Source organism: Neotabrizicola paludis (genome assembly GCF_044142105.1).
Taxonomy (GTDB): Bacteria; Pseudomonadota; Alphaproteobacteria; order Rhodobacterales; family Rhodobacteraceae; genus Pseudogemmobacter.
Genome location: NZ_JBGTYM010000001.1, coordinates 160,556 through 175,606 on the forward strand (window position 1 = coordinate 160,556; position 15,051 = coordinate 175,606).

Sequence of the window (15,051 nt, forward strand, 5' to 3'; positions counted from 1 at the left end):
TGACGCGAGGATCGCCGATGACGGCCGACATGAAGTTCGGGCAGGCGCAAAACCTGACCCGGCGCGAGGATCTGCGGTTTCTGACCGGCAAGGGGCGCTATGTCAGCGACATCGTGCCTGAAGGCGCTTTGGTGGCGCAGTTCCTGCGCTCGGACCGGGCCCATGGCGCGATCACGGCGCTGGAGGCAGGCGAAGCGCGCGCCATGCCCGGCGTGGCAGCGGTGCTGACGGCCAAGGACCTGCGCGCGGCGGGCGTGACGCTGGACATGTGGGCCATGGTGGTGAAGGGCGGCGCCACGCCGGCGCGCCCGGTGCTGGCCGAGGGCCATGTGCGCCATGTCGGCGAGGCGCTGGCCTGCGTGATGGCGGAGAGCGCGGCGCAGGCGATGGATGCGGCAGAAGCGATCATCGTCGAGATCGACGAGTTGGACCCCGTTCTGGCTTTGGAGCCGGGGCTGGCGCCGCTCCATCCGGGGGCGGCGGACAATCTGGCCTTCACCTATGATCTCGGTGATCCTGCGGGCACGGCGGCGGCGCTGGCGGCCAGCCACAGCGTCGTGGCGATGGAGGTGCTGCACAACCGGGTCACCGCCGCCTCGATGGAGCCGCGGGCGGCCTGGGCGGAATGGGATGGCAAACGCCTGCATCTTTGCGTCTCGGGGCAGGGGGTGTGGTTCCAGAAAGCGGAACTTGCCCGGATGCTGGGGCTGAAGAAGGCCGATGTGCGGGTGACGACCCCGGATGTGGGCGGCGGCTTCGGCATGAAGTCGATGTGCTACCCGGAATATGTGGTGATCGCGCAGGCGGCGCGGATGCTGGGCCGGCCGGTGGCCTGGGTCTCGACCCGGACCGAGGCGATGCTGACCGACAATGGCGGGCGCGACCTGGTGGCGCGGGTGGAGATGGGCTTTGACGCGGGCCACCGCATGACGGGCTACCGTGTTAACCTCGTCTCCAATCTGGGCGCCTATAATTCCCAATTCGGGCAGGAGATTCAGTCGGAGCTGTTCGCCAAGGTGCTGTGCGGGGTCTATGACATTCCCAAGGCGCATCTGCACGCGGTCGGGGTCTATACCAACACCGCGCCGGTCGATGCCTATCGCGGTGCCGGGCGCCCCGAAGCGATCATGACGATCGAGCGCCTGGTCGATGAGGCGGCGCGGCAATTGGGCACCGATCCCTTCACGCTGCGGGCCCTGAACCATGTGAAGACCTTCCCGGCCAAGACGCTGGTGGGCGAAGTGATCGACGTGGGCGATTTCACCGGCGTTCTGGATGCCGCGCGGGCCCGCGCCGATCTGCCGGGTCTTGCCGCGCGCAGGGCGGCCAGCGAAGCCCGCGGCCTGATCCGTGGCCTGGGCACCTGCCAGTATATCGAGGCCATTCTCGGCTCGCCCGAGGAAACCGCGCGCGTCACCTTGGATGCAGATGGCGGGGCGACGATCTATGTCGGCACGCAGTCGAACGGGCAGGGCCATGAATCGGTCTATGCCCGCATGGTTGCCGCCGCGACGGGCCTGCCGGTCGATCTGGTGCGCGTGGTCGAGGGCGACAGCGACGCCATCCCCAAGGGTGGCGGCACCGGCGGATCGCGCTCGGTCACCGTGCAGGGCACGGCGGCGCGCAAGACGATCGTGCAGATGGTCGAGGGGTTCCGCGCCTTTCTGGCGGGGGAATGGGGGGCGGACCGCGTCGACTATGCCGAAGGCGAATTTGCCGCGCCGGGCACCAACCGCAAGGCGGGCTTTGCCGAGGCGGCGGCTTTGGCGCGCGACAGGGGCCGGGCCGACCTTTGCGATCAAAGCGCCACGATCACGCTGGAGGGACGGTCCTTCCCAAATGGCGTCCATCTCTGCGAGGTGGAGATCGACCCCGAGACCGGGGCTTTGACGCTGGACCGCTACACCGTCGTCGATGATTTTGGCACGCTGATCGCGCCAAATCTGGTGCAGGGGCAGGTGCAAGGGGGGCTTGCCCAGGGTTTCGGTCAGGCGGTGACCGAGGATTTCCGCTATGACGAGACCGGGCAGGTCCTGACCGGCAGTTTCATGGATTACGGGATGCCGCGGGCCGATCAGGTGCCGGGCATGGATTTCTCGACCCTGCCGACGATCACCGCAACCAACCCGCTGGGCATGAAGGGCTGCGGCGAGGCGGGGACGGTGGGCGCTTTGGCTGCGATTTCGAACGCGGTGCGCGATGCGCTGGCGCCTTTGGGCGTCGCCCGCGTGGACATGCCCTTCACACCCTTGCGGCTGTGGCAGATGATCGAAGAGGCAAAGGGTGCTGCTTGACCGTCTCCGCAGCTGGTTCCGCCGCCGCCCGGTCGTTGAGACCGAACCTGCGGCTGCGCCGGAGCCGGGGCGGGTGCGGGGGCGGGTCGATCATGTGATCATCCTGGATGGCACGATGTCCTCGCTTGAGCCGGGGCAGGAATCCAATGCCGGTCTGACCTACAGGCTTCTGGCCGAAGGTGGGCCGAAGGTGCATCGGACGCTGTACTACCAGCCGGGCCTGCAATGGCAGGGCTGGCGGCGCGGCATGGATATCGTTCAGGGGCGCGGGATCAACAGGCTGATCATGCGGGCCTATGGCCATCTGGCCAGCCACTATCGTGAGGGCGACCGCATCTTCCTGTTCGGCTATTCGCGCGGGGCTTTCGCGGTGCGCAGCCTTGCCGGGGTGATCGACCGCGTGGGTCTTCTGCACCATACTGCGGCGCTGGAACGCAATGTACGCCTGGCCTATCGTCACTATCGCCAGAATCCGGGCAGCGATGCCGCGCGGGCCTTCGCGCGGGAAAACTGCCATGCCGAGGCGCCGGTCGAGATGGTGGGGGTCTGGGATACGGTGAAGGCTCTGGGCATAAGGCTGCCGCTTCTGTGGATGTTCGCCGACAAGCGCAATGACTTTCACTCTCATCAGCTTGGCGCCTCGATCCGCCACGGCTTTCATGCCCTGGCGCTGGACGAGACGCGGGTCGTCTTTTCGCCGGTCCTGTGGGATTGCCCGCCGGGATGGGAGGGCAATGTCGAGCAGGTCTGGTTCCGGGGCGCGCATGGCGATATCGGCGGGCAGATCGGCAGCTTCGATCCGGCGCGGCCCCTGGCGAATATCCCGCTGACCTGGATGCTCGACCGGGCCGAAAGCTGTGGCCTTGCGCTGCCGACGGGCTGGCGCGGGCGCTTTCCCTGCGATCCGATGGCGCCGATGGTCGGCACCTGGATGAGCTGGGGCAAGTGGTTCCTTTATCGCCGCCGCCGCCGGATCGGCCATGACCGCTCGGAACGCCTGCATGAAAGCGTGCCGCAGCGCGGCCGCCGCCGCTGGCCTGCCACCCTTGCCGCAGGCCGCCCGGCAGAATAGGCCGAGACCGCTCTTCCCCCTTCATCCAGGCTCAAATATTCTTGGCGCCGCCGGGGGGCAGGCAGCCCCGCGAGAGGTCAACCAGAGAGCCGGTCCCGCATGCGCCCCGTCACCTTCGCCGCCACCCAGTTCGCCTGTTCCTGGGATCTTCCCGCCAATGCCGATGCCGTCGAACGGGTTATCCGCGCCGCCGCCGCCAGGGGCGCGCAGGTCATCCTGGTGCAGGAGTTGTTCGAGGCCCCCTATTTCTGCATCGAGGAACGGGCCGAGTATTTCGCCCTGGCTCGCCCTGCCGAGGGCCATCCGCTGATCGCGCGCTTTCAGGCGCTGGCGAAAGAGCTGGGCGTGGTGTTGCCCTGTTCCTTCTTCGAACGCGCCGGGCAGGCGCATTTCAACAGCCTCGCCATGATCGACGCCGATGGGCGCAATCTGGGGATTTACCGCAAGAGCCATATTCCGCAGGGGCCGGGCTATGAGGAGAAATACTATTTCTCGCCCGGCGATACCGGCTTCAAGGTCTGGGACACCGCCTTCGGCCGCATCGGCGTGGCGATCTGCTGGGATCAGTGGTTCCCCGAAGCGGCGCGGTCCATGGCGTTGATGGGGGCCGAGGCGCTGCTTTATCCCACCGCCATCGGCTCGGAGCCGCCCAGCCCCGGCTATGACAGTGCCAGCCATTGGGAGATGGTGATGCGCGGCCATGCGGCGGCGAACATCATGCCGGTGATCGCCTCGAACCGGATCGGGCGTGAAGAGGCGCCGGGTGGCACGGAGGTGACCTTCTATGGCTCAAGCTTCATCGCCGACCAGACCGGGGCGGTGCTGGCAAAGGCGGGGCGCGTGGAGGAGGAGGTGCTGGTGGCGATGGTCGATCTTGACGCCATCGCCGCGCTACGGGCCAGCTGGGGCCTGTTCCGCGACCGGCGGGTAGAGCTTTACGGGCGTATCGCTTCGCTGGACGGTCAGAGCCGGTAGCTCAGCCAGGTCGCGGCAAAGACAAGACCGATCAGCACCGGCTGGTGGATCAGGTAGATCGCCAGCGTGTGTTTTCCGGGCCAGGCGAGGCGGCGCAGCAGCGGCGTCTCGGCGGGCCAGTGGCGCAACCTGTCCCACAGACCCAGATGCTGGAGGACCCGGCCCGTCGCGATCCCGGCCAGGAAGGGCGCGGCCCAGGGGAAGAAGGGTTCGAAATCGGGGGTCAGGGGGCGGTAATCGGCGAGCCCGGTCCAGACCAGCCAGCCACCAAAGGCGGGGTGGCTGAAGACATAGGGCAGGGTGAAGATCGCCGCCGCCACCGCCAGCGTGACCAGCGCAGGCAGGCGCAGGAAAGCCAGTCCCAGCAGGCTTGACACCGCAATGGAATGCAGGATGCCGTAGAAGATCGGTGTGCCGGGCATGGCCAGCGCGCTGGCGCCGGTCACCAGGCAAGCCGCCGCGACGATCTTGCCCAAGCGGTGCCAGAAGGCGGGCCATCGGATGCCCGCGCCATGGGCAAGCCAAAGCGACACCCCGGCGAGGAAGACGAAAGAGCCGGCGGTGAGCCGCGCGTGATACCAGAACCAGCCCGTGACCGAGGTATAGGGCGGCACCCAGCCGAACAGATCAAGGTCATAGGTGAAATGGAACGTCACCATGCCCAGAAGCGCCAGCGTCCGCGCCAGATCCAGCGCGAGGATGCGCCCCTTGCCTTCGGACATGGCCTGCTCCTGCCCCGTTCGGCCCCTGATTGCGCCATCGGTCAGGCCAGGGCAAGTCAAATGAAAAGGGCGACCCTAGGGCCGCCCTTCAAGAGATCGCGATGCAAGGTCCTCAGCGGTGGCGCAGATCGACATAGTCGCGCTTGACCGGCCCGACATAGAGCTGGCGCGGACGGCCGATCTTGAGCGCCGGATCGGCGATCATTTCCTTCCATTGCGAGATCCAGCCCACGGTGCGCGAGATCGCGAAGATCGGCGTGAACATCGAGGTGGGGAAGCCCATCGCCTCGAGGATGATGCCCGAGTAGAAATCGACATTCGGATACAGCTTCTTCGAGATGAAATATTCATCCGAGAGCGCGATCCGCTCCAGCTCCTTGGCGACCTGGAGCAGCGGGTTGTTGTGGGCCCCCAGCAGCTCCAGCACCTCGTCGGCGGATTCCTTCATCACCTTGGCGCGCGGGTCGAAATTCTTGTAGACGCGATGGCCGAAGCCCATCAGGCGGAAGCCCGAATTCTTGTCCTTGGCCTTCTCGATGTATTCCGGGATGCGGTCGACCGTGCCGATTTCGCGCAGCATTTCCAGGCAGGCCTGGTTGGCGCCGCCATGGGCCGGGCCCCAGAGGCAGGCAATGCCGGCGGCGATGCAGGCAAAGGGGTTTGCCCCCGACGAGCCCGCCAGACGCACGGTCGAGGTCGAGGCGTTCTGCTCATGATCCGCATGCAGCATCATGATGCGGTCCATCGCCTTTTCCAGCACGGGCGAGACCACATAATCCTCGGCCGGGACGGCGAAGCACATGTTCAGGAAATTGCCGGCATAGGAGAGGCTGTTCTTCGGATAGACGAAGGGCTGGCCGATTGAATATTTGTAGGCCATGGCCGCGATGGTCGGAAGTTTGGCGATCATGCGGATCGCAGCCACTTCGCGCTGCCAGGGATCGGTGATGTCGGTCGAGTCGTGATAGAAGGCCGCCATGGCCCCAACCACGCCCACCATCGTCGCCATCGGATGGGCATCGCGGCGGAACCCGCGGAAGAAATAGTGCATCTGTTCATGCACCATCGTGTGCTTGGTCACGCGGTCCGAGAAATCGGCCAGTTGGTCCTGCGTCGGCAGCTCGCCGTAAAGCAGCAGATAGCAGCATTCCAGATAGCTCGACTTCTCGGCCAATTGTTCGATGGGATAGCCGCGGTAGAGCAGTTCGCCCACATCGCCGTCGATATAGGTGATCGTCGACTCGCAGGAAGCGGTCGAAGTGAAGCCCGGATCGTAGGTGAAGACATCGGCCTCGCCGTAGAGCTTGCGGATGTCGAGAACATCCGGCCCTGCGGTCGGCGACATGACTGGCAGATCGAAGTTTTTCCCGTCAAGCGTCAAGGTGGCTTTGCGGTTTGACATAGGCACATTCCCCGTTCTGGGCCGGTCGCGCGGCAGCGCGGCGTCCGGCCGGTGGCCAAATCTCGTGCCCCCGTCCAGGAGCAGGCGCAAGGCTGCGGGGACGCGCGCTAGTGGGCGGCGGCGTCCGTCAGCCGTGCAATCGTTTCGTCCCGACCGATGGCAAGCATCATGTCATAGACCGAAGGTGTCACGCTGCGACCGGCAAGGGCGGCACGCAGCGGCGCTGCAAGCTTGCCGAATCCAATGCCGTTCTCAGCCGCGATTCCGGTCAGAATGGGTTCTAGCGACTCTTTCGTCCAGTGAGCATTTTGCAGGCGCGGCGTCAAGGACTTCAGTATACCACGGGATACCGTATCGAGCGAAGCTTCGGCTTTCTCATCGCGCGAGACGGGCCGGTCGATCAGCGAAAATCTCGCTTTTTCAATAAGTTCCGGGAAAGTCTTCGCGCGTTCCTTGAGCGCGTCCATCGCGATGGACATGCGATCGCGCTGCGGGGCGGTCAGCGCCGGTTGGCCGGTCTCTGCCAAGAAAGCTTCCAGTTCTTGCAGCAGTGCAGCATTGCCCATCATCGCGATATGATGGCCACAAGTGTTTTCCAACTTCTTGAAATCCAGCCGCGCCGGTGCCCGCCCGATGCCTTCCAGCGTGAAGGCAGCCTTCGCCTCTTCGGTCGAGAATATCTCCATGTCGCCACTGGCCCAGCCCAGACGGGTCAGATAATTGCGCATCCCCGCTGCCGGGTAGCCCATGGCCTGATATTCCTCGAGTCCGGTCGCGCCATGGCGCTTGGACAGTTTTTTGCCATCTGGGCCGTGGATCAGCGGGATATGGGCCCAGACCGGCACGGCCCAGCCCATCGCGTCATAGACCATCTGCTGGCGGGCGGCGTTGTTCAGGTGGTCGTCGCCGCGGATCACATGAGTCACGCCCATGTCATGGTCGTCAACCACGACGGCCAGCATATAGGTCGGCGTGCCGTCCGAGCGCAGCACGATCATGTCGTCCAGGGTCTCGTTGCGGATGGTCACGTCGCCCTGCACCTGATCGCGGATCACCGTCTCGCCACTGCGGGGCGCCTTCATGCGGATCACATAGGGCGCGCCGGTGGGATAAGTTTCTGGGGCGGCGTCGCGCCAGGGCGACAGGAAGACCGGATAGCTGACGCCGCGCGCCTTTTCCGCTTCGCGGAAGGCCTCGATCTCGGCGGCGGTCGAGAAGCAGCGATAGGCGGTGCCGCGGGTCAGCATCTCATGCGCGACCTCGGCATGGCGGTCCTTGCGTTCGAACTGGCTGACGACATCGCCATCCCAGTCAAGGCCAAGCCAGGTGAGACCTTTCAGGATCGCGGCAGTCGCCTCGGGGGTGGAACGTTCGCGGTCGGTATCTTCGATGCGCAGCAGGAATTTCCCGCCGCGGCCGCGGGCGAAGAGCCAGTTGAATAGCGCGGTTCGTGCGCCGCCGATATGAAGATAGCCCGTCGGAGAGGGGGCGAAGCGGGTGACGATCTCGGCGGCCATGGACGAAGTTAACCTTTCGGAAACCATGACGCGGCAGGCTGGGGCGCGAAACGGCGCGGGCCGGACGGCATCAAGGCGCAATGGTGGGGCGCGGTGTTCAAGCGCGGGGCACTTGGCGCGCATTTAGACGGGAGGCGGGGGGAAGGGCAAGGTGTCGGTCGGGGTGGACCAAATCGCACGGGGGCTGCTGGGGCCGTTGCGGGCCGTGCAGGCGGCGCGCGGGGAACTGTTCCCCTTTGCCGCCGTGGCGATCGGCATCGGCATCGGCACCTGGTTCGGCTGGCCGCATGAGCCGGGTATTGCGGCCTATGCCGCGGGTCTTGGGCTTTTTCTTCTGGGCCTGGCGCTTCTTCGGCGCGGGGCAGAGTTGTTGCGGCCCTTGGGCGGCTTTGCGGCGGCGCTGGCGCTTGGGTTTCTGGCCGCCGGTCTGCGGGCGCAATGGCAGGACGCGCCCATGCTGACCTTCCGCTATTTCGGCCCGGTCGAGGGCCGGGTGATCGAAATCGATCGGTCCGGCTCGGATGCGCTGCGGATGACGCTGGACCAGGTGGTGCTGGAAAACCTGCCTCCCGCCCGCACACCGCTGCGGGTGCGCGTGTCGCTTCATGGCGACCCGATGCATGATCCGCAGCCGGGCGAAACCGTGATGGTCACCGCATCCCTGGCCGCGCCGGAGGGCGCGGTCGAGCCGGGAGGCTTCGATTTCCGCCGCATGGCCTATTTCGAGCGATTGGGGGCGGTGGGCTACACGCGCAACCCGGTCATGCTGCTGGAACCGCCGGGGCGTGGCGAGGCCTGGATCGGGCGGCTGCGCGCCTATCTGTCGGCCTATATGAAGGCGGCGATTCCGGGCGAAGCGGGGGCCTTTGCCTCGGGGTCGATGACAGGGGACCGGTCCGGGATAAGCCAGGCCACGGTCGAGGCGCTGCGCGACAGTTCGCTTGCCCATCTTCTGGCGATTTCGGGGATGAATCTCGCTTTCCTCGTGGGTTTCGTTTTCATGCTTCTGCGCACGGCGATTGCGGCGGTTCCGGTGCTGGCGGTGCGGGTTCACGCCAAGAAGGTCTCGGCCGTGGTGTCGCTGGCGGTGGCGCTGTTCTATCTGCTTCTGTCCGGGGCCAATGTGGCGACCGAACGGGCCTTCGTGATGGTCTGTGTGATGCTGGGCGCGGTGCTTCTGGACCGGCGGGCGATCACGCTGCGCTCGGCGGCGCTGGCGGCGGCGGTGCTGCTCTTGTGGCAGCCGGAGGTATTGCTGGCGCCGGGTTTCCAGATGTCGATGGCGGCGACGGTGGCTTTGGTGGCGGGGTTTCAGGCGCTGGACCGGGGCGTGATGCTGGGGCGCTGGCCGCGCTGGACCCTGCCCGCGTTCACGCTGATCGCCAGTTCCGCCATCGCGGGCGTCGCGACCGCACCCTTCGCGGCGGCGCATTTCAACCGCTTCACCGATTACGGTTTCGTCGCCAACCTGCTGACGGTGCCGGTGATGGGTGTGGTGATGCCGCTAGGCGCGCTTGCCGTGCTGCTGGCGCCCTTTGGTCTTGCGGGGCTGCCCCTTTGGGCGATGGGCCTGTGCTGCGACTGGATTCTTGCCGTCGCCTATCGGGTGGCGGGAATGGAAGGCTCGGTCACCGGCATCGCCGCGCCGGGCCAGGGGGTACTGGCGGTGCTGGCTCTGGGCGCGCTGTGGTTGATCCTTTGGCCCGGCCGGGCAAGGCTGGCTGGGCTGGCACCCGTGATCATGGCTCTGGCGATCTGGCCGCTTGAGGCGCGTCCCGATCTGCTGATCTCGGGCGATGGACGGCTGCTGGGCATGATGGGGCCGGAGGGGCGGGCCTTGTCGGCGGCGAAGGGCGGCGGGTTTGCCGCGCAGAACTGGCTGGAGAATGACGGCGATCTGGTCGCGCAGGAGGTGGCGGCGGCGCGTCCAGGTTTCACCGGGCCGAAAGGCGCGCGCGCATTCGCCTTTGCCGGGCTGACGGGGGTGGCGCTGTCGGGCAAGGGGGCCGAGGCGGCGCTGCCTGCTGCCTGCGCCGGGCATGATCTGGTGGTGATCGCAGTGGCGCTTGCGCCGGGCGCGGCGCCGGAAGGATGCCGGGTGATCGATCAGCGCCTGTTGGCCCAGACCGGGCCTCTGGCGCTGCGGGTCAGCGAACAGGCAATCACGGTCGAAGCGGCGCGCGAGGGCGGGCGGATCTGGTCGGGAAAACCGATGGACTCAGCGCTGATCGCAGGCTTGCTGCCAGAGCCGCTGCGACTGGCCCAGGCGGCGCCGTAGGGCGGGGTTCCCCCGCCGTGCGGTCAATAGCTGCGGATCAGCCCGACAAGGCGACCCTGAACCTTCACCAGATAATCCGGGAAGACGCGGGTTTCATAGGCCGGGTTCGCCGCTTCCAGCGCGATCATGCCGCCGCGACGGCGGAAGCGCTTCAGCGTCGCCTCGTGATCTTCGACCAGAGCCACGATGATATCGCCATTCTCGGCGGTGTCCTGTTCGCGGATCACCACGATGTCACCATCGTTGATCCCGGCCTCGATCATGGAATCGCCTTTGACTTCAAGCGCATAGTGATTGCCCCGGCCCGAGAGCATAGAGCCGGGCACCGCGACATGATGCGAGACTTCCGAGATCGCCTCGATCGGCACGCCGGCCGCGATGCGGCCCATCACCGGCAGTTCCAGTGCATGGACGGTGGTGACGGGCATTGCGTCGCGCGGCGGATCGACCTTGTCGCCCTTGATCACCTTGGGCGCGAAGCCCGCGGCTTTTTCCATCGCCTCGGGCAGCTTGATGATTTCCAAGGCGCGGGCGCGATGGGCAAGACGGCGGATGAAGCCGCGCTCTTCCAGCGCGGTGATCAGCCGGTGGATACCGGATTTCGAGCGCAGATCCAGCGCCTCTTTCATCTCGTCGAACGAGGGCGGCACGCCATCCGCCTCGGTCCGGGTCTTGATGAAGGTCAGAAGTTCAAGCTGTTTGCGCGTCAACATCGGCCCGGCCCCCGTTTCTGGGTCTTGGTCATAATCGTTAACGCAATGTTCTGCCCGTGTTCCCGGTTTGTGTCAAGACTTTTGGCGGTACGCCTGTGGATATGTCGCGCGACGCCGCCGGCCTTCGCACCCCCGGGAGTATTTCGGGCGAGGTGAAGGGCAGGCTCAGAGGGGTAGGTAGGGGACGCTCTCTCCGGCCTGTGCCGGAGGGGCGGAAATCGGGCGGATCAGCAGGGCATTGGCTTCGGTCAGGATCGTGAGAAGCGCGCTGTCCTGTTTGTCGAAGGGCGTGATGTCCTGCCCGGTCCGGCGTGCGCGCATGTAATGGGTGCGCGGGCCATTGGCCGGGAGATCAGCGGCCAGGGTCGCGGTCAGCGGCTGGGGAAGGGGGGCGGGGTCGCCTTGCAGGGCGCGCAGCAAGGGCAAAAGGAAAAGGTGCCCGGTGACGATGGCCGAGACGGGGTTGCCGGGTAGGCCCAGCAGGATCGCGTCGCCCAGACGGCCCGCCATCAGCGGTTTGCCGGGGCGCATGGCGATTTTCCAGAAGGCGGGGGCGAGGCCCATCTCCTGCGTGACGCGACCGACAAGATCATGATCGCCGACCGAGGCGCCGCCGATCGTGACGATCACGTCGGCATCGGCGGCGCGGGACAGGGCTTCGCGCAGCGCCTCGGGGCGATCCGGGGCGATCGGCATCAGCCGCGCCTCCGCCCCCTCGGCCCGGGCCATTGCCTGAAGCGCAAAGGCGTTGGAGGCGATGATCTGGTCGGGGCCGGGGTCTTCGCCGGGCATCACAAGCTCATCCCCGGTGGCGATCAGCGCCACGACCGGGCGGCGCGCGACCGAGACGCGCGGCAGGTTCATCGCGGCGAGAAGGGCAAGGTCGGCCGGGCGCAGGCGGCGCGGCGCGAGGGCCGCACCAGCCGGGAAATCCTGGCCGCGCAGGCGGATATTGGCGCCGCTGTCTGTGCTGGTCAGGGTGATCCTGTCGCCGTCACGGCGCACATCTTCCTGAATGACCACGCGGGTTGCGCCAGCGGGAACAGGCGCGCCGGTGAAAATGCGCACGGCCTGACCGGCGGCGAGGCTTCCGGCATAGCGGTGGCCGGCCCCGGCCTCGCCGATCACGGTGAAGCTGTCGCCCGGTTTGGGATCGCCCTGGACGGCGTATCCGTCCATGGCCGAGGTGTCGAAGGGCGGCTGGTCGCGGCGGGCAAGGGCGGGTTCGGCCATCCAGCGGCCCGCGGCTTGCGACAGAGGCACAGATTCGGCCGGCAGCAGCCGGGCGAGGGCGAGCAGACGGGCGGCGGCTTCCTCGACCGGGATCATGGCTGGGCCTCATAGCGGCCCGACTTGCCGCCTTCCTTGACGAGAAGGCGTATCCCTTCGATCCGCATCGATTTCTCGACCGCCTTCACCATGTCATAGATGGTCAGGCAGGCCACGGTGACGGCGGTCAGCGCCTCCATCTCGACCCCGGTTTGGCCGCCGGTCTTGACGGTCGCCTCGACGCGGATGGCCGGGCGCACGGGATCGGGCGTCAGGTCCAGCGCGACCTTAGTGATGGGCAGCGGATGGCACAGCGGGATCAGGCTGGAGGTCTGTTTCGCCCCCATGATTCCGGCAAGCCGCGCTACGCCCAGAACGTCGCCCTTCTTCGCCTGGCCCGAAGTGATCAGGGCCAGCGTCTCGGGCGTCATCACGACGAAACCCTCGGCCGTCGCGCTGCGTGCGGTCACCGGCTTGTCGGAGACATCGACCATATGCGCGGCCCCCTGGGCGTCGAAATGGGTGAGGCCGGAGGGGTTCGCCATGGCGTCAGATCCCGCCTTGTGCGGTGAGGGGCTTGGTCAGGATGGTGCGGGTGGCGGCCGCGACGTCGTCCTGCCGCATCAGGCTTTCGCCGATCAGGAAGCAGCGCGCGCCGAAACGGGCCAGATCGGCAAGGTCATCCGGGGTGTAAAGGCCGCTTTCCGCGACGATCAGGCGGTCTTCCGGCACCAGCCGGGCCAGTTGGCGTGTGGTGTCGAGCGTGACCTCGAATGTGTGGAGATTGCGGTTGTTGATGCCGATCAGCGGCGATTTCAGGGTCTGGGCACGCTCAAGCTCTGCGCGGTCATGCACTTCGATCAGCACATCCATGCCCCATTCCATCGCTGCGGCTTCGAGTTCGACGGCCTGTTCGTCGGAAAGCGAGGCCATGATGATCAGGATGCAATCGGTCGACAGGGCGCGGGCCTCGGCGACCTGATAGGGGTCGTAGAGAAAATCCTTGCGCAGGCAGGGCAGCGCGGTCGCGTCATGGGCCTGGGTCAGATATTCATCGGCGCCCTGGAAAGAGGGCGTGTCGGTTAGGATCGACAGGCAGGTGGCGCCACCTTCCTCATAGGCGCGGGCCAGCGCGGGCGGGTCGAAATCGGGGCGGATCAGGCCTTTCGAGGGCGAGGCCTTCTTGATTTCAGCGATAAGGCCATAGCCGGTCTGAGCGGCGTCGGTCAGGGCGCGGGCGAAACCGCGAGGGGCAGGTGCGGCGCGGGCGGCGTCCTCGAGCTCGGCCAGCGGGCGGGCGGCCTTGCGGGCAGCGACCTCCTCAAGCTTGTAGGCCTTGATGCGGTCGAGGATCGTGGTCATGCGCTGTCCTTTCGGGCGGTCTTCGCTCTGCGAGCCTCCGGGTTTCCACACTCCCGGAGCCGCCGGGTGATATTTCCGCCAAGATGAAGGGCTTCGCTTCAGGACTTAGCGCGGAGCGGCGGCGAAGGGAAGGCGTCAGGCGGGGCGGCAGGACGGGTCCAGTCGATCAAGGGCTCACCGCGGCTTTCAAGCCAGGAGTTGATGGCCGAGAAAGGGCGCGAGCCGAAAAAGCCGCGATAGGCCGAGAGGGGCGAGGGATGCGGGCTTTCGAGAAAGAGATGTCCGTCGCGGGGCAGTTTCGCGCAGAGCTTTTGCGCGGGCGCGCCCCAGAGAAGGAAGGCGCGGGGGCCGTCTGTGGCGGTGGCGTCCAGGATCTGGGCAGTCAGGGTTTCCCAACCCCAGCCTTTATGGCCGTTGGATTGGCCAAGAGGCACGGTCAGCGCGGTGTTCAGCAGAAGGATGCCCTGCTCGGCCCAGGATGTCAGGTCGCCATCCGGTTTCCCGGCGCCGATATCGGCGGCGAGTTCGGTGAGGATGTTCTTCAGGCTGTCGCGAGGACGCTCGTCCGGCGGAAAGGAGAAGGCAAGGCCGGTGGCGCGGCCGGGCGTGGGATAGGGATCCTGGCCCAGAATGACCACTCGGACGGCAGGACGCGGGGTCAGGCGCAGGGCGCGGAACGGATCCCGGGGTTGCCAATCGGGCGCCGCGGCGAGCCGTTCGCGCAGAGCGGGCCATCGGCTCGTGAAGAAGGGCAGGTCCGACCAGCTTGCCGGCGGTTCGGGAACCATGGTCATGGTACGTCCTTGGGCTGCGGGCGCGGGGCGGCGGCTAGAACGTGTTGACCGAGAAGCCGATGAAAGCCTCTTCGCTGTCGAACTTGTACCCGCCGCGCAGGCTTAGATCGCCGCCGCCGAGGCGTTTTTGCAGGGCAACCGTGGTTTCGTGGTAATTGTCGCTGCCGCCGCGCGACAGCTCGAGCCCGAAACCGCTGGCACCATGGCTGACCTGGCCAAGCAGGAACCAGGCGTCATCGACCGTGTTGTAGAAACCAAGCGCATAGAGGCCGCCAAAGCTGGTGGGACTGTAATTCTCCAGTGCGACCTTGCCGCCCGTCTGGGTGCCTCTGTCATCGGACCAGCCGATCGAGGGGCCAATCCGCAGGGTGGCCGAACCAAGGGGGATGCCAAAGCTGAGCGCGGCGCCCGTGTCATGACCGCCCTCGTATTTCGACGCCGCGACTTCTGCGCCAAAGCGTCCCCAGACACCGCTTGCGACCACGGTTTGGGTCTGACCGGCGATATCGACCTGAAAGAAGGTGCCATCGGCAAGGGCCGCATTACCCGTGGCAACGAGGAGGGCAGCGGCGGCGAGAGCGGGGCGGAATTTCACGGGTCGGGCACTTTCATGAAAGAGACACGCTAGGAATAGCGCGTCGCATCGCTTGCTG

Annotated in this window: 13 protein-coding genes; 4 read left to right on the forward strand and 9 right to left on the reverse strand. The window is 66.5% G+C overall.

What is annotated here, in order from left to right:
• The first annotated feature begins 17 nt into the window (after nt 1–17).
• From ACED67_RS00755 to aguB, 3 genes are all read left to right on the forward strand, one after another.
• Nucleotides 18–2,294: a xanthine dehydrogenase family protein molybdopterin-binding subunit gene (locus tag ACED67_RS00755; protein ID WP_395539535.1), complete on the forward strand. Its 2,277-nt coding sequence runs from the start codon at nt 18–20 to the stop codon at nt 2,292–2,294.
• Nucleotides 2,284–3,366, forward strand: coding sequence for a T6SS phospholipase effector Tle1-like catalytic domain-containing protein (locus tag ACED67_RS00760; RefSeq protein ID WP_395539536.1), 1,083 nt, complete (start codon nt 2,284–2,286; stop codon nt 3,364–3,366). Before ACED67_RS00755 ends, ACED67_RS00760 begins: the two co-directional genes overlap by 11 nt.
• A 99-nt stretch (nt 3,367–3,465) precedes the next feature.
• The gene (aguB, locus tag ACED67_RS00765; RefSeq protein WP_395539537.1) at nt 3,466–4,341 is read left to right on the forward strand and encodes an N-carbamoylputrescine amidase; all 876 of its coding nucleotides are present in this window, start codon (nt 3,466–3,468) and stop codon (nt 4,339–4,341) included.
• Here aguB and ACED67_RS00770 read toward each other — a convergent pair.
• From ACED67_RS00770 to gltX, 3 genes are all read right to left on the reverse strand, one after another.
• Nucleotides 4,329–5,063: a heparan-alpha-glucosaminide N-acetyltransferase gene (locus ACED67_RS00770; protein ID WP_395539538.1), complete on the reverse strand. Its 735-nt coding sequence runs from the start codon at nt 5,061–5,063 to the stop codon at nt 4,329–4,331. The genes aguB and ACED67_RS00770 overlap by 13 nt on opposite strands.
• Before the next feature lie 112 nt (nt 5,064–5,175).
• Complete coding sequence (locus ACED67_RS00775) at nt 5,176–6,465, reverse strand: citrate synthase (RefSeq protein ID WP_395539539.1); 1,290 nt, start codon at nt 6,463–6,465, stop codon at nt 5,176–5,178.
• Nucleotides 6,466–6,572: 107 nt separating this feature from the next.
• On the reverse strand, nt 6,573–7,982 hold the full coding sequence (gltX, locus tag ACED67_RS00780; RefSeq protein ID WP_395539540.1) for a glutamate--tRNA ligase: 1,410 nt from the start codon (nt 7,980–7,982) through the stop codon (nt 6,573–6,575).
• 163 nt (nt 7,983–8,145) lie between these two features.
• Between gltX and ACED67_RS00785 the strand changes: the two genes are divergently transcribed.
• Nucleotides 8,146–10,260 carry a ComEC/Rec2 family competence protein gene (locus ACED67_RS00785; protein WP_395539541.1) on the forward strand — a complete coding sequence of 705 codons (2,115 nt, stop codon included), beginning with the start codon at nt 8,146–8,148 and terminating at the stop codon, nt 10,258–10,260.
• Between the two features lie 23 nt (nt 10,261–10,283).
• On the opposite strand, the gene lexA is transcribed toward ACED67_RS00785, so the two are convergent.
• From lexA to ACED67_RS00815, 6 genes are all read right to left on the reverse strand, one after another.
• Nucleotides 10,284–10,973 carry a transcriptional repressor LexA gene (gene lexA, locus ACED67_RS00790; protein ID WP_395539542.1) on the reverse strand — a complete coding sequence of 230 codons (690 nt, stop codon included), beginning with the start codon at nt 10,971–10,973 and terminating at the stop codon, nt 10,284–10,286.
• Between the two features lie 165 nt (nt 10,974–11,138).
• A complete protein-coding gene (locus ACED67_RS00795; protein WP_395539543.1) occupies nt 11,139–12,302 on the reverse strand; it encodes a molybdopterin molybdotransferase MoeA in 1,164 nt (387 codons plus the stop codon).
• On the reverse strand, nt 12,299–12,787 hold the full coding sequence (moaC, locus tag ACED67_RS00800; RefSeq protein WP_395539545.1) for a cyclic pyranopterin monophosphate synthase MoaC: 489 nt from the start codon (nt 12,785–12,787) through the stop codon (nt 12,299–12,301). The genes ACED67_RS00795 and moaC overlap by 4 nt, the downstream gene beginning before the upstream one ends.
• A gap of 4 nt (nt 12,788–12,791) precedes the next feature.
• Complete coding sequence (trpC, locus tag ACED67_RS00805; RefSeq protein WP_395539546.1) at nt 12,792–13,604, reverse strand: indole-3-glycerol phosphate synthase TrpC; 813 nt, start codon at nt 13,602–13,604, stop codon at nt 12,792–12,794.
• A gap of 98 nt (nt 13,605–13,702) precedes the next feature.
• Nucleotides 13,703–14,398, reverse strand: coding sequence for a uracil-DNA glycosylase (locus tag ACED67_RS00810; protein WP_395539547.1), 696 nt, complete (start codon nt 14,396–14,398; stop codon nt 13,703–13,705).
• Between the two features lie 34 nt (nt 14,399–14,432).
• Nucleotides 14,433–14,993 (reverse strand): hypothetical protein, encoded by a 561-nt coding sequence (locus ACED67_RS00815; RefSeq protein WP_395539548.1) that lies wholly within the window; start codon nt 14,991–14,993, stop codon nt 14,433–14,435.
• Nucleotides 14,994–15,051: the final 58 nt, after the last annotated feature.